Below are 19,478 nucleotides of genomic sequence, written 5' to 3'. Positions count from 1 at the left end.
TACCCATCAAATCAAGGGCATGTTCAGATTTGGTGTTGATCATGCGTAGGGTGGGTTAGGCCGCCACGATCTTGCCTAAAACTACAAAGGTATTTCGGCCGTAACCCACCATGGCGCTACTCTTATTAATACCGCGTCCCGGTGGGTTATGGCATAAAACCGCCTAACCCACCCTACGAATATCGCTTTTCATCGTCAAATCACAATATCCGGCCATATCAACACAGAATCTGAACATTGCCTAAATCAAGATCAGCCTTTGTTCTGCCCCAGGGTTTGCAGCAGATTGCGCAGTGCGGCTTTGGCTTCGGGTGTGCCTTCGCTGCCGATTTTGTGCAGCAAAGCGGCGGCGGATAGGCTTTGTAGCTCGTCGGCAGATTGTCCCAGGCTGCCAAGCAAACCTTTGGCGTCGGTAATCAGATCGCGTTCACCCGCCAGATGATCTTTCAGCGCCAGCTGCAAGGTGTCGCTTTTGCCTATCGTGCCGTCGATGGCTTTGCCGATGGCCAGCGAATTGACAAACTTGCCAAAGTAATCGCCTTCGCCGCCGACAATATCAATCTTGGCTTTCGACAGCGCCTGACCCAGTACATCGGCTTGCTCGCTGGCGATATTCACATTGGCTTCAATGCTGCGCATGGTTTCAATGTGTGCGTAATCAAGGCGCATCCGGAATTCTTCGTGGGCGCGCGTTTCGTCGCTCATGGCCTGCATGGCGGCAAATTTATCGTTCAAGCCTTGTGATTCGGCGGCAAAACGCGCCTGAATCACGCTGGCCTCGGCTTCGCCACGTTTGGCCAGTGCATGCGCGGTGGCATCGCCCTGACGGATGACTGCGTCGGCGTCGGCGGCTTTGACTTGGACGTCAGCCAGACCGAGTTTTTCTTTCCCGATGGCTTCGGCTTCCAGCTTCAGGCGCAAGGATTCGGCCTCTGCACTGCCCAGCTTGGCAATCGCATCGGCATCGGCAATTTTCACGCGGGCATGTGCCAGGCCGTCTTTCTCTTTGGCATCGGCCTGCACCAGCATCACGCGGGCAGCGGCCAGGCCTTCGGCGGCGTTCATGGCTTCGACGCCTTCGGCTTCGCGTTTTTTCGCTTCCGAATCTTTTTCAGCCACTTTGAGCATGGCGTCGGCCAGCGTCAGCTCCTGCACAGCTTTGTGTTTGGCGCTACGCTCGTCGGCTTCGGCGGCTTTCACTTGCAGCACCAGTTTTTCTTCGGCCTGCGCCTGGGCACCAATCACAATCGCCTGACGAGTACGATCGGCCTCGGCCACCGTGCGCAATTCTTTAATTGCTTCTTCCTGTTCGGCCACCGTGCGATCAACCACAATCCGCTCGCGAACCACGTCGGCAATGGCTTTTTTCTCGATTTCAACGGCTTTTTCTTTCTCGATTTCCTGCAGCGCCACTTCGCGCTCACGATCGACGATTTCCAGCTGCCGTGCGCGGGTGACTTTTTCTTCCTCAATCGCTACAGCGCGTTTGCGATTGTTTTCCGCCACTTCTTTTTCGCGCTGCATGTTTTCCTGCTGCACGGCGATTTGTTGCTCGGCCTGAATCCGGGCCAGCTCAGCTTTGGCGTGCTCTTCCGAGGTTACGCGATCCGATTCGGCTTTTTCGCGTGCCTGCACCGAGGTGATTTCGCGCAGTTGACGCGCTTCAGCTTCGGCTTGCTGGCGTTGCAGCTCAAGTATTGTTTCGGTGGTTTCCACGTCTTTTTTCTTGATCTGCATTTGCTCATTGCGTTGCAGCTCATTGGTGGTGACGTGCTGGATGGCGGTTAATTCGGTGATTTTGCGAATACCCTGTGCGTCCAGAATATTGTTCGGGTCAAGCCGGTCCAGCGGCGTTTGCTCCAGATAGTCAATGGCCGCGTCTTCCAGCACATAGCCCGAGAGGTTGTCGCCAATCTGGCGGATAATTTCATCGCGAAATTTATCGCGCGCCAGATACAGGTCTTCAAAATTCATGCTTTTGCCGACGGTTTTCAGCGCCTCGGCAAATTTGGCGGCAAACAGCTCTTCCAGAATTTCCGGGCTGGATGCGCGCTCGCAACCCACCGTTTGCGCCACGCGCAAAACGTCTTCGGCTGTTTTGTTTACATGCACAAAAAAGGTCACTTCAATGTCGGCGCGGATATTGTCATTGCAGATCAGGCCCGCATTGCCCGAGCGTTTGATCACGATGGTTTTCAGCGAAATATCCATCATTTCTTTTTTATGGATGATCGGGTACACCATGCGGCCGGTGAAGATCACTTCGGGCTCGCTGCGCAGCGTATTCACAATCATGGCCTTGCCTTGCTCGACCTTGTTGTAAAACTTCACGAACAATAAAAAGGCGCAGAGAATGAAAAAGCCAAAAATCGCTATTGAGAATAAAACGGGAGTCATCGTCGTTTCCTGAGTGAGCTACTTGAATAATCCAGGTATATTCACCTGGCCATTGATTAATAATGCATACAGCCAGATACCCCTAGCCATCTTCCAGTGCCGCAACGGCGTAAACATCCAGCGCAGGGTCGTAGTCCAGAATGACAGCAGGGCTGCCTTTCACCAGCGTATTGGGGCTGGCGGCGCAAACCCGGATATTGAGTGGAGCCCCATTGGCGGCCACTTCGGCGCGGCCAAAATGTTCGTCCACGCTCATTGTGCTGATTTTGCACGCACGCCCCACCAGCGCCAGCTTGCTGGTTGCGGTGTGCGTGACAAACAGACCACGCAATGGCCGCAGCACCAGCGCCGTACACGGAATAGCCAGCGCGCCACAGACCAGAAACAGGCCCGCGCCCAGCAGGTAATGCAGCAGATTGGGCAGCCACAGAAAATACTGCTGCACCAGCGCCGAAAACAGCCAGCCGCTGAGCGCATAAATGCTCAGCACTAGCGAGAAGGGCACGCCGCCCAGCCCCAGCGCCATCAGTTTGGCCGCCCAATCGCCGCCATCTCCGTGCCCCGGCATATCCAGCTCGGTGTGCTGGCCAACGTGCCAGTCGTCGACCATCCCTAGCAAAGACGCCAGCCAGTACACCAGCACAACACCCAGAATCACCGTCCAGATCGCGGTGGGAAAGGTGCTGATGGTTGCGATGAATTGATCCATGCCTGCTCCTGTATCGCTGTACCGCTTATGATTGAGAATCTGCGGGTGTTGATTCGAATTGCCGGGCAAAGCCGATCAGCACCTGCAGTGCGCGTTCCTTGATTTCCAGTCGGTTTTCTGCGGGCAAACCAAAGCGCTGCGCCAGCGTTGCGTAATCGACATCTGACAGCGTGACGGTCAGGCGAGGGCGCTTGGGTTTGTGCGAGGTGGGCAGATCAAGCAAGAGGCGAATCTGGTCCGACGTGCTGATATGGGCGTCAAATGCGGCACGCCGTACCGCATTGAGCACTTTTTCCTCGACATCAAACGCCACTTGCACCGCCTTGATGGCCGTATCAGAGCTTTGCCAGCGCTCGGGAACCGAAGGCCTGCTCATGTTGCTGCTTGCCCATCATCGGTCGCCGGCGGCTGAGCTGTAGTAGGGGCGGCGGGCTGGCTGGCTTTGCGCTGCGCCTGCAGGCGTGCCAGCACGTTGTTTTGCTGATTGGCTTGCTCGCCAATACCGGCCGCAGCGAGCTTTTTCTCCAGCGCTTTGCTGCCGAGCTCGGCGTCCAGCTCCTCGGCCGCTTTCATGCGGTCGGCCATTTCAGTGTGCCGCTGTTTGATCCGGTCGAGCGATTCGCGCGCATTGCCCAGCTTGGAGGCGCCGCTGCCCATACTTTGTGAGATTGACTCGGTTGCGCGGTAAACGCTTTCGGTGGTTTTGGCTACGGCCAGCTCGCGTTCATGCTCGCGGATTCGTGCGCCAGCTTGCTGGATCAGCTCTTTCAGATTAGCAATGTGCTGGGCAAATTCGCTGGCGGCTTTTTCCTGCAAAGCGCGCTCGCTCTCGAGCTCGGCAATTTTGCCCGCCACTTCGATGGCCAGCTGCTCCTGATCTTTGTCCAGCGCGGCCAGGGCGTGCTCTTCAAAGCGGCTGACTTCTTTATTGAGCCGTTCCACTTCGCGCTGGGCGGCTTTTTCCTGCGCCATCACCAGCGTTAAATCCTGCTTGGCCTTGGCTAGCGCGGCTTTGGATTCGTAGATTTCCTGTTCGTAAATACGGGTGGCGTTGTTATCGACGACGCTTTCACCAATTTCCCGCGCGCTACCGCGCAATGCGGTGAGAATTTTGCTAAATACCGACATGATTCATTCTCCTTCTCAAACCAGGTAATCGGCCATGGCCACTAGGGCATCGACCGCGTTGTCGCTCAGCGCGAGCAAATCCTGCGTTAAATCGTCCACGCCAGCATCGCAAGCCAGCGCACCGTGCAAGACGTATTTGTCACCAATCCGGCCAAATGAAGACAGCGGGATGGCGACATTCAAATCCAACATGGCCTCGAGCAAGGCAGTGCGTCGCGCAGCGGCGATATCGGCTTCGGTCCACAGATAGCAGATGCATAGCAGTTGCGATTGCGCCTGGGTTACAAACATCGGTAATTCTTCCCGCCCAGTAACGGTCAGCTTAAAGACAGGCACATCACCCGTGATTCGCTCGACTTCAACCGCGCCCAGCGTGGCTTCCAGCCCGGTAGCCACCGCTTTAATTCGCTGATCCAATTCGGTTTCCATTGCGATTGCTCCTTCTAGTGTTAGCGTCATCATGGATGATGGACATAAAATGTCCAGTCATATTATGTCAAAACCCGATGGGCGGTATAGAGAATATGACGATGCTGCGTGTTTTTTGCAAAAATTGACGAAATTATAGTGAAAGATTGTGCAGGGCTGCCTTCAGATTGTGGCGGCGCTGATCTTGCGTGGCTTTCAGTGAGCAGAAGCATGCCTAGCAGCGTCAGCGCTTTGGATTTGCGGCCAAGGCTGGCATGATGGCGTTTCGCCAATTTCTGCTAAAAACTGAGAGCCGCAATGAAGCAAACTGCCTATTCAACCGTACAGGCCACCTTTGGCCGCATTTACCGTTTTGAACATCTGCTGGCGCTGGCGGGCTGGGATCAGGCGGCGATGATGCCGGACGGCGGTAATGACGCGCGTGGGGCGGCGATGGCCGAGTTGGGCGTGCTGATCCATCAAACGCTGACTGATCCGGCCTTGGCGAAAGCAATTGCGGCAGCAAAGCAAGAAGATTTAACTGCCGACGAGCAAGCCAGCTTGCGCGAAATCATCCGCCAATGGGAGCAGGCCAATTTGCTGCCCGCCAGTTTGGTCGAAGCCAAAACCTTGGCGGGTTCGCGCTGCTCGCACGAATGGCGCACACAGCGCGCGAATAATGATTGGGACGGCTTTCTGGCCAATTTCCGCGAAGTGGTGCGGCTGGCGCGCGAAGAGGCACAGCTTTTAAGTCAGCACAGCGGTTTATCGCCGTATGAGTCATTGATGAATAAATACGAGTCGGGCATGACGTGCGCCGAGCTCGACCGGATTTTTGGTGATGTCAAACAATGGTTGCCCGATTTGATCCAGCAGGCAATGCGCAAGCAGACGGCAGAAAGTGTAGTCGCCGCACAAGGCCCGTTTGCCATTGCGGCGCAGCGCGAGCTGGGTTTGGCGGTGATGGAGAAACTGGGTTTTGACTTTAACGCCGGTCGCCTTGATGTCTCGCACCACCCGTTTTGCGGCGGCGTGCCGGAAGATGTGCGGATCACCACGCGCTACACCGAGGATGATTTTATGCAAAGCATGATGGGCATCGTGCATGAAACCGGCCACGCGCGCTATGAGCAAAATCTGCCGCGTGATACCGTGCATTTACCGGTGGGGCGGGCGCGCTCGATGGCGATTCATGAAAGCCAGAGCTTGTCATTTGAAATGCAACTGGGCCGCAGCCCGGCGTTTTTGGCGCTGATCCAGCCTTTGGTGAGCCAACACTTGGGTGAACAGGCCGCGTTTAGCGTCGAGAACCTGGCCAAAATTTACACTCGCGTCAAACCCGACTATATCCGCGTCGATGCCGACGAGCTAACGTATCCGGCGCATGTGATTTTGCGCTACGAAATCGAGCGCGCGCTGATTGATGGCGAGATCGAGCCGGACGATATTCCCGCGCTGTGGGACGAAAAAATGCAGGCCTATCTGGGCGTTGATACCCGTGGCAATTTCAAAAATGGCTGCCTGCAGGATATTCACTGGACCGATGGCAGCTTTGGCTATTTCCCGAGCTATACGCTGGGTGCGATGTACGCCGCGCAGTATTTTGCAACGATCCGCCAAATGCATCCCGATCTGGATCAGCGTATTGCGGCGGGGGATTTAGCACCGATTTTTGATTGGCTCAAAGCCCATATCTGGTCACAAGCCAGTCGTTGGGAAACCGCTGAGCTGATCGAACGCGCCACGGGCGAGTCGCTCAATCCCGCCCATTTTCGCGCGCATCTGGAAACGCGCTATCTGGGGTAATTCAACTGCTATTGGGTATATGGCTGTAGGGCTTGCTGGTATTGCTCTGCTGCCGTATACCCATTGATGTGCTGGCTGCGGATGATCACAGGTATACTGCGCGGCTGATTTGATGATTTGAACTGAAGATACTGATGCGCCACTATCCACCGAGTAAAGAGCAAAGCGCCTTGTTTCCCCCGTTTGCGGGGCTGGATTTATCTGCCATTGTGGTGCCGCAAACCGCCGCCGAGCTGGTCGCAGCCTGTGATGATTTGCTCGCGCAAAGCTTTGTTGGATTTGATACCGAATCCAAACCGGTGTTTCGCGTGGGTGAAGTGCCCAGCGGCCCACATGTGGTGCAATTGGCCACTTTGCAGCGCGGCTATATTTTCCAGCTGAGCAACGCAGCGGCGCGCGCAGCGGCGGGTGAACTCCTCGCCAATGCCGCCCTGATCAAAGTCGGCTTTGGCCTGCAATCGGATCGCGCCGATATTCGCCGCAATCTGGGCGTTGAGCTCGCTGGCGTCTTTGATCTGGACGTGGTGTTTCGCCTCCACGGCTACAGCGCCACATTGGGCGCAAAAAGCGCCATTGCGCTGATTTTGCGTCAGCGTTTCAGTAAATCCAAACGCGTGAGCACGTCCAACTGGGCCAGCGCCAGATTGCAGGATAATCAACTCCTGTACGCCGCCAACGACGCGTATGCGGCGATCCAAGTTTTTACTGCGCTCAAGCTGAGCCCGGCGGAGCTGCGCCAGTATGGTGTAACGACCGCGCAAAAATAAGCGCTCCAGCTATCCCAGCCCGGTGGCTCGCGTTAGTGTGCTGCCGCCGCGTGATCCGCGATCTGCATCAAGCCCGGCATTAGGGCCGATGCTAGAATGGGCGTTTTCCGTTTGGATTGCGCCATGTCCTGCACTTCATCCTCTGCCTATTACCGCACGGTTTTGCATGACCTTTTGCTCTGGCTGCCGCTGGCTGCGCTCGTCGGTGTGCTGGGCGGCAGCGCGGCGGCTGTTTTTTTGTGGTCATTGGCCTGGGTGACCGAGACCCGCGTTGCGCATCCGCAACTGATCTGGGGTTTGCCTGCCGCCGGGTTTATGGTGGGCTGGCTGTATCTGAAGCTGGGGCAGCAGGTAGAGGCAGGGAATAATCTGCTGATCGACGAAATTCATGACCCGAAAGCCATTATTCCGCTACGGATGGCACCGCTGGTGCTGCTGGGTACGCTGATCTCGCATCTATTTGGCGCTTCGGTCGGGCGTGAAGGTACCGCCGTGCAGATGAGCGGGGCGCTGGCAGACCAGCTCAGCCGCCTGACACGCCGCCAGCCCGATGGTCGCCGCGTGCTGCTGATGGCCGGAATTAGCGCGGGCTTTGCCGGGGTGTTTGGCACGCCGCTGGCGGGTGCGGTATTTGGTGTTGAAGTGCTGGCGCTGGGGCTGATGCGCAATAACGCTTTGCTGCCTTGTCTGGTGGCTGCGTTTGTCGCCAATGCCACGGTGCAGTTGATCGGGCAAGCGCTGGGCGTGAGCCATACCCATTACAGCGTGGGGGCGGTGCCTGAATTTACGCTATGGCTGGGGCTGATGGTGCTGATTGCCGGGGCGGTATTTGGCGGTGCGGGCAAGCTCTTTGCCGATGGTGCACACTGGATGGGTAATTGCTTCAAGCGTATTAAATACGCGCCATTCAGGCCATTACTGGGTGGGAGTATCTTTGCGTTGCTGATTGCCGGCATTCACTGGCTGGGCTGGGACGGTGGCCGCTATTTGGGGCTGGGTATTCCGGTGATTGTTGAGGCTTTTGCGCAGCCGCTAAGCTGGCTGGATGCGCCGCTGAAATTATTCTTCACCATTTTTTCTCTGGGTGCCGGATTTAAAGGCGGTGAAGTCACGCCGCTATTTTATATCGGCGCAACGTTGGGCAATGTACTGGCGCCACTGCTGGATCTGCCATTCGGCTTGCTGGCTGGTTTGGGTTTTGTCGCCGTTTTCGCCGGAGCGACCAATACGCCGCTGGCGTGTACCCTGATGGCCGTCGAGCTGTTTGGCGCACCCATTGCCCCCTACGCCTTGCTGGCGTGCGCCATGGCGCACCTGTGCTCGGGTCATAGTGGCATTTACAAAGCGCAACGCATGGGTTCAGGCAAAGGCCGGCCACTCCCCAGTGAGCACGCCAAAACTCGGCTGGGTGAGTGGGGCTCGCAATCCATGAAGGGAAAATAGCCGCTGCAGCGGGTGCATAATCACCCGCGCTGCAGCTTGTGGCAGGTGCTGGCGGCTTGTTTAGAATACGCCCAGCCCGCGCAGCATGATTACGCCAATCAGCACGGGCGTGATATAGCGCACCAGTACAAACACCGCTTTGATCACAAAGCTATTGTTCAGTGTGCCGTTATTGCTCAGCTGCTTTTTCAATTGCGGCAGGCCGTACACCCAGCCGACGAACAGGCAGATTAGAATCCCGCCCAGCGGCATCAGGATATTCGAGCTGATGTAATCAAACAGATCAAATGCGTTTAGGCCAAAGAGCTTCATATCGGCACTTAGCGATGACGACAGCGACGCGGGTACGCCAAACAGGCCAATCACACCCACCGAAATGGCCGTGGCTTTTTTACGGCTAAAGCCAAAGCGCTCGCTCATCATCGCGACCGGCACTTCCAGAATCGACAGAATCGCGCCGGTGGCAGCAATCGCGGCCAGCACAAAGAATAGCGCCATAAACACCGTGCCAAATGGCATGCTGGCAAATACCGCCGGTATCGTCATAAACACCAGCGACGGGCCCGCTGATGGCTCAAAACCGAAAGCAAACACTGCCGGGAAAATCGCCAGGCCCGCCAGCAGTGACACCGACAAATCGGCCAGCATGACGCGCGTGGCGGTGGCGGGGATGTTTTGCTCCTGACGGAAATAGCTGCCGTAAGTGAGCATGGTGCCCATGCCGATGGATAATTTGAAAAACGCCAGCCCGACTGCGGTCAGCACCACCGGCGCGGTGATCTTGCTAAAGTCCGGCGCAAACAGAAACTTCACGCCTTCCATCGCGCCGGGCAAAGTCAGGCTGCGGATACAGAGCAAAACCAGCAGCAAAAACAGCAGTGGCATGAGTTTTTTTGCCACCGCCTCAATGCCTTTGGACACGCCCATCATAATGATCGCGCCAGTCCAGGCCAGCACCACCCATTGCCAGAACAGCGCCTGAGTCGGGTTGGACACCATCTCGCCAAATGCCGCCTTGGCCGTGGCCGGATCGGTGCTGTGAATCGCGCCGGTGATCGATTTGAAAATATAGGCAAACACCCAGCCCGCCACGCCGGTATAAAAAGCCAGAATCAGCACCGCCGACACCAGCCCCATATAGCCGATTACGGTCCAGAATTTCTGGCTTTTGGGCGCCAGTTGCTCAAAAGCTGTCACCGCATTGGCACGCGAAGCGCGGCCCAGCATGATTTCGGCAATCATCACCGGCAGCGCCACCAGCAAGGTCGCCAGCAAATACACGACCAGAAAGCTGGCGCCGCCATTGGTGCCAGTCAGATACGGAAACTTCCAGATATTGCCCAGCCCAACGGCCGAGCCCAAGGTGGCGACGAGTACGCCAAAGGTCGAAGTGAATCCATCACGGTTTTGGCTCATGGCCTGCCCCTTTATTTTTGCGGTACACCATCTTCGATTTATGCCTGTAAGCTGTCCATTCGGGAAAACCCGTTTTGCATAGCGGCAGGGTGTTGATTTGCGGCAAATTTGATTTTGCGCAGGCATGATGAGCTTTGGCTTTCCTCAGGCTGATTCTGTGCAGGCCAATCGTCGTTAGACGGCGTGTTCTTTCAATCGAGTTAATAAAAAAGCAACAATATCAATTGTTCAATCTTATTTGATTGTACTAACTCGGTTTAAGCACGGTATAAATGCGGGCTAAAATTTAATAGTTCTGAAAGGTTTGTTATGCTCAATCTAACCCACTCATTACTCGCTGCCAGTTTATTAAGCCCGCTAGTTTTTGCCGCAGAACCTAGTTATGCGCCGGCAACAGGAATGCTGGAGATGCCTCACGTGAACGTTGGTGGCACTTGGTATGCGGCGAAGCTGCAACAGCAAGATGACGGGCGCTTTAGCCTGCTCGAGGCAAGCCCAACCACTGCACCGGGTAGTGCGTCGAATGTTGCCAATAGTCTGGCTGAATGTTTTGCTAACCTGCCCGCGAATCAACTACAAGGCCGCCCAGCTCCTGCCGGGAAAGCACTGAAATACACTACCCATCGTGTAGGATCTGATCCACTCAATGGCACACTGCTCATCAAGCAGGAAAGCGCTCCTTATCGATGGAAAGATCTAAATGTAATTCGTGAGCCCTATATCATTACCAAGCACGACAATACCGTTTATGACAAAGGCTATGATCATTATCTCGTTGACGGCTATGGCTATGTGGGTTGGAGTGATGAAAAGTACGATTGGTATGGTTATCGTCCTGTTCCGGCTAACAAGTACAATGCTGCAACTCTTACATTTGGTACAATTCAGACGGCTGCTACTACCCAGTACTACCGAAGTGGCAATGCCAAAACTATCTCAATAAATTACAGTTATGGTGGACTACAAACCATCAAAACTCCACTTGGCACCGTGCAAACTTGCCTTGTGTTGACCCAAGGTAGCAGCGATGGAGAGCTGGACTCAGTCTATTGGAATCATCAGGCTTGGCTGATTAATCCGGATATTGCTGCAAAATTTTTGTATCACGAACTGGATGTGCGAGATTCCACAGGAAAAGCTGATTGGGGGGTGAGTAATATCAACACCCTTCGCGGTTTTACTTATCAAGGGCAGGCTTACGGCGAAAGCATCGACTAGGCAAACAGATTACGCTGCGATGCTGCATGCGCTGATCGAGCGGCGATCAGTGCATTTTATCTAATCGTTACCTGATCATATTGCGGTGGGCTTTGCTTGTGCAGCCCACCGTTTATCTCACATCATCGTAATTGCTCTAGGCTGATTACCAATCAGGTAGCAGATCACTGCAACATGATGTGATGATTGTTGTGGTCAACAATTCTCGGACAGTAAATTAAGTTGTCTTTCCTTAATGGCAGGGGCTAGCCCGCCATTGGCGGTGTGTGGCCGCTGCCAGTTGTAATACGCCATCAGGTAAACGCCAATATCCCGCCTGGCTTCTTCTGCGGATTCATACCCAGGCTTTGGTATCCATTCTGTTTTAAGACTGCGAAATAGCCGCTCCATCGGCGCATTATCCCAACAGCACCCGCGCCGGCTCATGCTTTGCTGCATCCGGTAGCGCCATATCCGTTGCCTAAACAACCGACTGCCATATTGGCTACCCTGATCCGAGTGAAACATCACCCCCAGTGGCTGGCCACGCTGTTGCCAGGCATGATCTAACGTACGGCTGACTAGCTCGGCATCCGGGTGCTCACTGAGCGCCCAGCCCACCACGCAACGGGCAAACAAATCCAGCACCACGGCCAGATAAATCCAACGATTGCCCGCCCAAATATAGGTGACATCGCCACACCAGACCTGATTCGGTTGCTCCGGATTAAACGCCCTCTGCAATAAGTGCGGAATGTCTGGACGTTCATCTTTGTGGACTTTGTAGCGATGCGCGCCTGGCTGTTTGCACTGCAAATCGGCTTCTCGCATGAGCTGGCGCACTTTATATCGGCCAGCCGTAATGCCTTCAGTCGCCAGCATCCAGACTAGACTGCGGCTGCCTACCGCATTTCGGCTTTGCTTAAACAGATTGCGTACTTTGGCGCGCAACTCGATTCGTTCACGATCAATATGCTGGCGTCGATGCCGGTAATGGTAATAACTGGAACGGCAAATACCGAAGGTGCTGCAGACCATTTCTACGGGTTCATGCTCACTTAATTGGTCTACCAGCGCGTACGATTGAGTTCGTCCGCCATTAAGAGAGCTGTGGCTTTTTTTAACAGGGCTTTCTCCCATTCCAGCCGATCAATGCGCGCTTCGAGCTCCTGAATGCGACGCTGGTCTGGCGTGAGTGCTCTGGCCTGCGGCGTGATGCCCTGTCTTTCCTGTTTCAGCTGCTTAATCCAGCGACGCAGTATGTTCTCGCCGACGTTCATCGCCTTACTGGCTTGTGACACCGTGTGGCCTTGATCGACGACCAGACTGGCGGCTTCGGCTTTAAATTCCGGGGTAAATGTCCTGCGAACTTTGCTCATGAAACACCTCGTTAATGGTGGCGAGATTACCACCTAAGTTGGTGTCCGAAATCATTGAACCACAACAGATTGGGTTCGTGCGAGCATGTTCAAATTTTGTTTTAATACTTTGGGCACCTTGAGTTCGCACTGATTATCTCCTCTCTCTTGATTGCATGAGTTTCTACACAAGTCCTTCGAATGCATCGTGGTAGTCACGCAGGGCAGGGGGAGCTGATCAACATTGCTGAGTATGCAGTCATTGATTGACGGCCTATCCTCCGGATGAACTCCCCGCGGCGTTCTGTCCTACTTGCTTTCTAATCGGCGCTGCTCAGTAAACGTCAACAGCCTCCGCGCCAAACGCAGGCATAATTACGGGGTTGAACCACTTTACCCTACGCCGTAATGACCACTAATCCAGCCGACACCGACCCGCAACGCGAAGCCCTGTTATTGCAAGTTAAAAACCTACCTGATCTGCCCGGTGTGTATCGCTATATCGGCGCGGACGGTACGGTGTTGTATGTCGGCAAGGCGATCAGCCTGAAAAAGCGCGTTGGCTCGTATTTCAATAAAAACGACCACAGCCCGCGCATTCGCTTGATGCTCGCGCAGGTGGCGACGCTGGAAACCACCGTGGTGCGCTCCGAAGCCGAAGCGCTGGTGCTGGAAAACAATCTGATCAAGGCACTATCGCCGCGCTACAACATTCTGTTCCGCGACGACAAAAGCTATCCCTATCTGGTACTCACCGGCCACGCTTCGCCGCGCTTGGCCTACTATCGCGGCGCGCTCGATAAACGCCACACTTATTTCGGCCCGTTTCCGAATGGCTATGTCGTAAAAGAAAGTATTCAGTTACTGCAAAAAGTATTTCAGCTGCGTACTTGCGAAGACTCGGTGTTTAGCAACCGCTCCCGCGCCTGTTTGCTGCATCAGATCAAGCGTTGCTCCGCGCCGTGCATTAATGCCATTTCGCCCGAGGATTACCGCGCCGACGTTAACAACGCGATGTTGTTTTTATCCGGCAAGGAAAACGAAGTGCTGCAGCAACTCGAAACGCGGATGCAAACGCTCGCAGCCAACTGGGAATTTGAAGCCGCCGCCGCGGTGCGCGATCAGATTCAGGCGCTGGCCAAGGTGCAAGAGAAGCAATTTGTGTCGAGCAATAGCAGCGATGGCGACGCCGATATTCTGGCCTGTGTGGAAGAGGGCGGCGTGCTATGTGTGAATCTGGCGATGGTGCGCGGCGGGCGGCATGTGGGCGACAAAAATCTTTTCCCCAGCCACGCCGATGATTACAGCACCGCTGAAGCGCTCAGCGCCTTTATCGCGCAGCATTATCTGGAGCGTACCGTACCGCCGCTGATTTTCTGCAGCCCCGAGCCGGAAAACGCCAGCATCCTGATGGCGTCATTGTCCGAGCAGACGGGCAGGCGCGTCATCATCAATAGCAATCCAAACGGTGAGCGACGTATATGGCTGGAGATGGCGGCCAAGAACGCGCAGCTGGCTATACTCCAGCGCAAAACGCAGCAAGCCTCGCAAGCCGGGCGGCTGGCCGCGCTGGTTGAAGCGCTGGGCCTGCCCGATGAAACGCAGCGGATTGAATGCTTTGATATCTCGCACACGATGGGCGAGCTCACCGTCGCCTCGTGCGTCGTCTATGACAATCAGGACATGCAGCCCAAGCAATATCGCCGCTTTAATATCGCCACGACGACTTCGCTGGGCGATGGTTTGAAAAAGGGCGGTGATGCAGGCTTTGAGCCGATTACGCCGGGTGACGACTACGCCGCGATGCGTCAAGTGCTAACTCGCCGCTATGAAAAACTCGCCGCAGGGGAAGGCGGTGCAGACAGCAAAATCCCCGACGTCATTTTGATCGACGGCGGCAAAGGCCAGCTTGGTGTCGCGCTGGAAGTGATGGAAGAGATTGGTCTGAACGAGCCGTGGATTATCGGCGTTGCCAAGGGGGAGACTCGAAAGGCGGGCTTGGAGCAGCTCATCATCCCGCGCCTCGGTAAAACCATTCAGCTTAAACGTGACCACATTGGCCTGCATCTGATACAACAAATTCGTGACGAGTCACATCGCTTCGCCATCACCGGCCACCGCGCCCGCCGCGCCAAAGCCCGCGTCGCCAGCACATTGGAAGACATCGAAGGCATCGGCCCCAAACGCCGACAAAAACTACTCGCCCGTTTTGGTGGGCTGCAAGGCGTAAAAGCGGCGAGTGTCGATGATTTGGCGGCGGTGGAGGGGATTAATGAAGCGCTGGCGGAGAAGATTTATGCGGCGTTGCGAGGGTAATGTACTTGGTGTGGGTGGTTTTGCCGTTAGGTGAAAATGCGCCAGAAGTGATGCCTTTACTGGTGTAGTGTTGAAGATGACTACGCTCTAAGCTGCTTGAATAAATAGCTAGGGACACTTATGGCACGATTCTGCGCGCATAAATCAAGATTTGCGCACACTACTTAGGTTTTGAGTTGCTCAAGGTACGCGATTAGGCCCGTAAAGAACTGCACAAGGATGCTCTTGATTTGTTGAAGGCCGTAGTTTTCTCCTTTGTAGTCAATGTAGAGATCGGGCGCTGTTGAGGTGAAATACCACTGATCCCAATTACCAATCGCTGGATCTGCACCAATTGCCTGAATATTCCTTCCATCGTGCCAGTGAAAGTGTTTGCTAGCGTTTGCGGTGTGGCTGCATATCTCGAGTACATTGTTGACATGGTGTTTGAAGTCACGATGTGGATTAGGGAGGCAAGTTGTGTCGCTAATCCACTGTGATGAAGTTTCTGGCAATAGCCAAGATGTTCTCTTTTTGTTTTTACTTGGAGATGCAAAGGATTGAGACCCTTCATTCGTGTGGTAAAACTGCTGAATCCACTCGGCGAGCACTGAGGCAGTATTACAAAGTTAAATACATCGTAAGGCTTTGGTGATTCTGTTAGTTTATCGGCATCCCACTTCAGCTTCGCGAGTAGATCGGATGGTTGTTTAATGCCGTAAGAAAGTGCCTGCATTGTTCTTTTGGTCTTAGTCATAGTTTTTATTCCAAGACAATATTGAGCGTGATTTGTACTGTGGACAGGGCTTCATGCAATGAAGTCCAACGTTCACCGCGAAACCGTTATTTCATTGTCTGCAAGTATTAATCAAACTGCCGTTGGTACGATTCTATCATTGCGCGTTCCGTGGCGCAGACCGGCAGTTGTGTAGCGCGGGTCTCGACCCGCTCGGATTGATTGTTTGCTGATTCGGATATTGATTGGCGGGTTACGCCTTCGGCTAACCGCGCCCTACGTTATTTTTCGTTGTCTGCAGCACTTAATCAACGAGCATCGAGCGGCTACCCCGCTTTACAAAACAGGCGCAACCGAATTCCCGCCCCGCCCATTCCTCGCTCGGCGCAGATACCAGGGATGTTGTGCAGCCCGATGGTTGCGGCATATACATGCCTAGGTGTAGCTCTGAAATTCAATTGCAAACTGATTTTTCTCTATATACCCCTGCCATCGCAGGCGTGTTGATGATGGTTTGGCGTTTTGCTTTGGCGACTGTTAGCCGTGTAGGGCGGGTCTTGACCCGCGCTTATTGATGTCTGTTGATTCGGGTACTCGTTGGCCGGTTACGCCTTTGGCTAACCGCGTCCTACGTTGTTTATCTTTGTCTGCAACACTTAATCAATGAGCATTGGCGGCTGTGCGCCGCGGCACTGACTTTCTTTGCTTCGCCAAAGAAAGTCAGCAAAGAAAGGCGACCGGTACGGTTCACAATCATAGGTAACACATTACTTCAAACACATAGGTAACACTTTCTCTGGTCTGTGATACGCGCAACCGGAGCACGCTATGCCGTGGCAAGAGGTGAAACCAATGGATGAGAAGGTGAAATTTATCGCAGATTACTTGCGCGGTGATCTGGCATTCAAGGCACTGTGCGGGTTGTATGGGATCAGCCGCAAAACGGGATATAAATGGGTGCAGCGCTATCGCGCACAGGGGATTGATGGCTTGCAAGAGCGCAGCCGTCGGCCTCATGCACCTGCTGTTACCCCATATATTGTGCGTGAGGCGGTGCTGAAGTTTAGGAATTATAAAGGCGACGTACTTGGGGCAAAGAAAATCCAACCTTTGCTGCTGGCTCAATTTGGTGAGGCTCAGACCCCGTCGCAGACGACGATTTACAATATTTTAAAAAGCGCAGGATGCGTTAAAAGCCGCAGCAGGGTGGCACGAACGGTACGCTCGATCAAGCCGCTAAAAGTGGCGAATCAAGCAAATCAATTATGGAGTGTAGATTACAAAGGGCAGTTCAAGTTGGGCAATGGCCAGTGGTGCTACCCACTCACGGTTATGGATCATGCCAGTCGCTATTTACTCAGCTGTGAAGGTCTGTGCAACACGACGACAGCGGACGCTAAAGCGGTCTTTGAGCGCTTGTTTCGGGAGTACGGGCTGCCCGAGCGGATTCGTAGTGATAATGGGTGTCCATTTGCCAGTGTTGGAGTTGGCGGCCTATCCAAATTGGCGATTTGGTGGATCCGCTTGGGGATCATTCCTGAGCGGATAACACCAGGTCAGCCGCAGCAAAATGGGCGACATGAACGGATGCATCGCACCTTAAAACAAAGGATCGGGGCTGTTGGCGCAGCTGATTTAGTACAGCAGCAAATGCGTTTGGATGAGTTTCGGCAGCATTATAACGAGGGGCGTTTGCATGAAGGCTTGGGTCAGCAAGTACCGAGCTCCGCCTATGCAAAATCGACAAGGAGTTACCCAGAACAACTGCCGGAGTTGGTTTATCCAGATTACTTTGAGCGCGGGCGAGTCTGCCAGAGTGGTTTGATTTATTGGCGTAGTTTACGAGTTTATATTGGTTATTTGCTGCGAGATGAGTGGATAGGATTAGAGCTGGTGGACGAAGGAATCTGGGATGTGTATTTCGGGCCAGTTCGACTGGGTTCACTCGATGAACGTGAAGTGAAAGGTGCAAAAAACGATTATTTAAGATTATTTAACATTAAAAGTGTCACCCATGTTGGTGAAGTAATGTGTAACCTATGTTCTTGACCTTTCAACCCCGCATCTGCGTCCCGCTACGCGGGATGCCCTCGCTGCGGACGGGTCGAGGCGGCGGCGTGGCTTAACAAAACAGGCCCCGCCGAAACCCCGCCCCGCCCGTTCCTCGCTCGGCGCTGATGCAGGGGAATTGGCGCAGCCCGACGATTGCGGCACATACCTGTCTTGGTGTTGCTCTGAAAATTAATTTTGGTTTGGCTTTGGTGGATATACCCCTGCGCTAATTAGCACAGATTGCCCGTGGAGACGCGCCGTTCGGGAGGTGATTGGCAAGGCATGGCGGAGCTTGGCAACTTGTTGCCCTAGCGGAGACTGTGGCCTTGGGCCATTTTAAGACGCGGCTGTTTGAGCGTTGCGACGCTAGCGCAACGCGAGTTTCCGCGTCGCCTTGCCAATTGCCGGACGGACGGGGTTTCGCGGCGATCGGGCGCGCGGGGGTTGCAAGGGACGGCGCAAGACCCGTCCCTTGCTCGTCCGGCGGGCGAAACCGCCGGTTTATCGCCTGCATCAGCAGGCCAATACCACGATGGCATCTGTGTCGGCGATGCCGATGCCATCGCTGCGGACGGATCGGGGCGGCGGTTGTGCTTAACAAAACAGGCGCAACCGAAACCCCGCCCCGCCCGTTCCTCGCTCGGCGCAGATACCGGGGATGTTGTGCACCCCGATGGTTGCGGCATATACGTGCCTAGGTGTTGCTCGAAAATTCAATTACAGACTGATCTTCCTCTATATACCCCTGCCATCGCAGGCGTGTCGATGGTAGTTTGGCGTTCTGTTTTGGCGGCTGTTAGCGGCAATTGAGCAGCCTGAATCAATTGATTGCACTTACAGTGGTGTTGGGGGGCAGGATGAATAAAGTCAGGACACAGCAGGACTACGCACGGCGTTTGATTCGGGTGGTGCACACTTTGTGGCAAGACCCGGCGCGGTCGTTTACTACGGCGCAGTTGGCCGAGATTGCGCACTTTTCGCCTTTTCATTTTCACCGGATTTATCGCGAAATGATGGGCGAAACCGTGGCGGCTACGCAGCAGCGCGTGCGTTTGCATTTTGCTTCACGCGATCTGATGCGCGGCGATTTAACGCAGCTTCGCGTGGCGCAGCGTGCCGGGTATCAAAGTAGTGCTGCCTTTGTCCGTGCTTTTGCGATTGCTTACGGCATGACGCCGGGTGCATATCGTCGCTTGCATCGCCAGCACCCCCGTTTTGAAACCACTCAGGAGATGGCCATGTATCAAATTGAATTTCGTACCCTGGCAATGCCGATTCATTTGGCGGCGCGGCGGCATCTTGGCGCTTATTTGAATATTGGCGAGGCGTTCAGCCTGCTTGAATTGGCTGCGCCGCAGTTGCCTCTGATGCCGGATGCGCGCTGGTTTGGCTTGTATCACGATGATCCGGCGGATGTGCAGCAAGGCATTGTCGGTGCGCAATTGCACTCGGATGCCTGCGTTGAAATTACGGGCGAGGGCCAATTGCCACCGGATTTGCACAGAACGCACATCCCGGCCGGGCGTTATGCCGTGATCGAGCATCGGGGTGCTTATAGCGAGCTAGATAAAGCCTACCAGTGGCTGATTGCGACGTGGCTGCCACAGAGTGGTGAAATGCCGCTGTCGGTGCCGGGCATTGAGCTGTATCTGAATGATCCGTGCAATACCGAGCCAAAAGATCTGCGCACTGAAATCTGGCTGGCGGTTGCTGATTGAGGCGCTGCTGTCTGGTTTGAGTTCTGCTGATCTATGACCGATGGCCAT

General features: G+C 54.6%; 15 protein-coding genes. 7 read left to right on the top strand and 8 right to left on the bottom strand.

Going from position 1 to position 19,478, the window contains the following annotated elements; all coding sequences use genetic code 11:
* Positions 1–252 precede the first annotated feature (252 nt).
* The 5 genes from ABHF33_RS00860 to ABHF33_RS00840 form a co-directional block, all read right to left on the bottom strand.
* Entirely contained in the window at positions 253–2,397 is a 2,145-nt protein-coding gene (locus ABHF33_RS00860) for a hypothetical protein (protein WP_348945192.1), read from the bottom strand.
* Between the two features lie 82 nt (positions 2,398–2,479).
* Positions 2,480–3,106: a ubiquinone biosynthesis protein gene (locus ABHF33_RS00855; protein ID WP_348945191.1), complete on the bottom strand. Its 627-nt coding sequence runs from the start codon at positions 3,104–3,106 to the stop codon at positions 2,480–2,482.
* Between the two features lie 25 nt (positions 3,107–3,131).
* A complete protein-coding gene (locus tag ABHF33_RS00850) occupies positions 3,132–3,482 on the bottom strand; it encodes a hypothetical protein (RefSeq protein WP_348945190.1) in 351 nt (116 codons plus the stop codon).
* Positions 3,479–4,234 carry a PspA/IM30 family protein gene (locus tag ABHF33_RS00845; RefSeq protein WP_348945189.1) on the bottom strand — a complete coding sequence of 252 codons (756 nt, stop codon included), beginning with the start codon at positions 4,232–4,234 and terminating at the stop codon, positions 3,479–3,481. Before ABHF33_RS00845 ends, ABHF33_RS00850 begins: the two co-directional genes overlap by 4 nt.
* Before the next feature lie 15 nt (positions 4,235–4,249).
* The gene (locus ABHF33_RS00840) at positions 4,250–4,663 is read right to left on the bottom strand and encodes a DUF2170 family protein (RefSeq protein WP_348945187.1); all 414 of its coding nucleotides are present in this window, start codon (positions 4,661–4,663) and stop codon (positions 4,250–4,252) included.
* Between the two features lie 297 nt (positions 4,664–4,960).
* On the opposite strand from ABHF33_RS00840, the gene ABHF33_RS00835 reads away from it, so the two are divergent.
* From ABHF33_RS00835 to ABHF33_RS00825, 3 genes are all read left to right on the top strand, one after another.
* The gene (locus ABHF33_RS00835; RefSeq protein WP_348945186.1) at positions 4,961–6,448 is read left to right on the top strand and encodes a carboxypeptidase M32; all 1,488 of its coding nucleotides are present in this window, start codon (positions 4,961–4,963) and stop codon (positions 6,446–6,448) included.
* 134 nt (positions 6,449–6,582) lie between these two features.
* Positions 6,583–7,215, top strand: a complete 633-nt coding sequence (locus tag ABHF33_RS00830; protein WP_348945185.1) for a 3'-5' exonuclease — start codon at positions 6,583–6,585, stop codon at positions 7,213–7,215.
* A gap of 123 nt (positions 7,216–7,338) precedes the next feature.
* Positions 7,339–8,658 carry a voltage-gated chloride channel family protein gene (locus ABHF33_RS00825; RefSeq protein WP_348945184.1) on the top strand — a complete coding sequence of 440 codons (1,320 nt, stop codon included), beginning with the start codon at positions 7,339–7,341 and terminating at the stop codon, positions 8,656–8,658.
* A 60-nt stretch (positions 8,659–8,718) separates the two neighbouring features.
* Here the strand turns inward: ABHF33_RS00825 and ABHF33_RS00820 are convergent, their stop codons facing one another.
* Entirely contained in the window at positions 8,719–10,074 is a 1,356-nt protein-coding gene (locus tag ABHF33_RS00820; RefSeq protein WP_348945183.1) for a sodium-dependent transporter, read from the bottom strand.
* 309 nt (positions 10,075–10,383) lie between these two features.
* Here ABHF33_RS00820 and ABHF33_RS00815 point away from each other — a divergent pair, with 309 nt between their 5' ends.
* Positions 10,384–11,292 carry a hypothetical protein gene (locus tag ABHF33_RS00815; protein WP_348945182.1) on the top strand — a complete coding sequence of 303 codons (909 nt, stop codon included), beginning with the start codon at positions 10,384–10,386 and terminating at the stop codon, positions 11,290–11,292.
* A 195-nt stretch (positions 11,293–11,487) separates the two neighbouring features.
* Here the strand turns inward: ABHF33_RS00815 and ABHF33_RS00810 are convergent.
* Positions 11,488–12,650, bottom strand: a protein-coding gene (locus ABHF33_RS00810) for an IS3 family transposase (RefSeq protein WP_348945181.1) whose coding sequence is annotated in 2 segments (ribosomal slippage) — positions 11,488–12,386 and positions 12,386–12,650 — 1,164 coding nt in all. Because the reading frame shifts where the segments join, the coding sequence is not laid out codon by codon here.
* Positions 12,651–13,037: 387 nt separating this feature from the next.
* Here ABHF33_RS00810 and uvrC point away from each other — a divergent pair.
* A complete protein-coding gene (gene uvrC, locus ABHF33_RS00805; RefSeq protein ID WP_348945180.1) occupies positions 13,038–14,945 on the top strand; it encodes an excinuclease ABC subunit UvrC in 1,908 nt (635 codons plus the stop codon).
* Between the two features lie 193 nt (positions 14,946–15,138).
* On the opposite strand, the gene ABHF33_RS00800 is transcribed toward uvrC, so the two are convergent.
* Positions 15,139–15,681 carry a hypothetical protein gene (locus ABHF33_RS00800; RefSeq protein ID WP_348945179.1) on the bottom strand — a complete coding sequence of 181 codons (543 nt, stop codon included), beginning with the start codon at positions 15,679–15,681 and terminating at the stop codon, positions 15,139–15,141.
* Positions 15,682–16,488: 807 nt separating this feature from the next.
* On the opposite strand from ABHF33_RS00800, the gene ABHF33_RS00795 reads away from it, so the two are divergent.
* Positions 16,489–17,709: an integrase core domain-containing protein gene (locus ABHF33_RS00795; RefSeq protein WP_348945178.1), complete on the top strand. Its 1,221-nt coding sequence runs from the start codon at positions 16,489–16,491 to the stop codon at positions 17,707–17,709.
* Positions 17,710–18,569: 860 nt separating this feature from the next.
* Positions 18,570–19,430 carry an AraC family transcriptional regulator gene (locus ABHF33_RS00790; RefSeq protein WP_348945177.1) on the top strand — a complete coding sequence of 287 codons (861 nt, stop codon included), beginning with the start codon at positions 18,570–18,572 and terminating at the stop codon, positions 19,428–19,430.
* Positions 19,431–19,478 lie beyond the last annotated feature (48 nt).

Source organism: Chitinibacter sp. FCG-7 (genome assembly GCF_040047665.1).
Taxonomy (GTDB): domain Bacteria; phylum Pseudomonadota; class Gammaproteobacteria; order Burkholderiales; family Chitinibacteraceae; genus Chitinibacter; species Chitinibacter mangrovi.
The sequence above is the reverse complement of the archived record's forward strand: the minus strand, read 5'-3'. Positions and strand labels throughout refer to the sequence as shown.

Bases quoted from the DNA above. Each gene is read 5' to 3' on its own strand.
- ABHF33_RS00860 (WP_348945192.1), bottom strand. From the start codon at position 2,397: ATGACTCCCGTTTTATTCTCAATAGCGATTTTTGGCTTTTTCATTCTC.
- ABHF33_RS00855 (WP_348945191.1), bottom strand. From the start codon at position 3,106: ATGGATCAATTCATCGCAACCATCAGCACCTTTCCCACCGCGATCTGG.
- ABHF33_RS00850 (WP_348945190.1), bottom strand. From the start codon at position 3,482: ATGAGCAGGCCTTCGGTTCCCGAGCGCTGGCAAAGCTCTGATACGGCC.
- ABHF33_RS00845 (WP_348945189.1), bottom strand. From the start codon at position 4,234: ATGTCGGTATTTAGCAAAATTCTCACCGCATTGCGCGGTAGCGCGCGG.
- ABHF33_RS00840 (WP_348945187.1), bottom strand. From the start codon at position 4,663: ATGGAAACCGAATTGGATCAGCGAATTAAAGCGGTGGCTACCGGGCTG.
- ABHF33_RS00835 (WP_348945186.1), top strand. From the start codon at position 4,961: ATGAAGCAAACTGCCTATTCAACCGTACAGGCCACCTTTGGCCGCATT.
- ABHF33_RS00830 (WP_348945185.1), top strand. From the start codon at position 6,583: ATGCGCCACTATCCACCGAGTAAAGAGCAAAGCGCCTTGTTTCCCCCG.
- ABHF33_RS00825 (WP_348945184.1), top strand. From the start codon at position 7,339: ATGTCCTGCACTTCATCCTCTGCCTATTACCGCACGGTTTTGCATGAC.
- ABHF33_RS00820 (WP_348945183.1), bottom strand. From the start codon at position 10,074: ATGAGCCAAAACCGTGATGGATTCACTTCGACCTTTGGCGTACTCGTC.
- ABHF33_RS00815 (WP_348945182.1), top strand. From the start codon at position 10,384: ATGCTCAATCTAACCCACTCATTACTCGCTGCCAGTTTATTAAGCCCG.
- uvrC (WP_348945180.1), top strand. From the start codon at position 13,038: ATGACCACTAATCCAGCCGACACCGACCCGCAACGCGAAGCCCTGTTA.
- ABHF33_RS00800 (WP_348945179.1), bottom strand. From the start codon at position 15,681: ATGACTAAGACCAAAAGAACAATGCAGGCACTTTCTTACGGCATTAAA.
- ABHF33_RS00795 (WP_348945178.1), top strand. From the start codon at position 16,489: ATGCCGTGGCAAGAGGTGAAACCAATGGATGAGAAGGTGAAATTTATC.
- ABHF33_RS00790 (WP_348945177.1), top strand. From the start codon at position 18,570: ATGAATAAAGTCAGGACACAGCAGGACTACGCACGGCGTTTGATTCGG.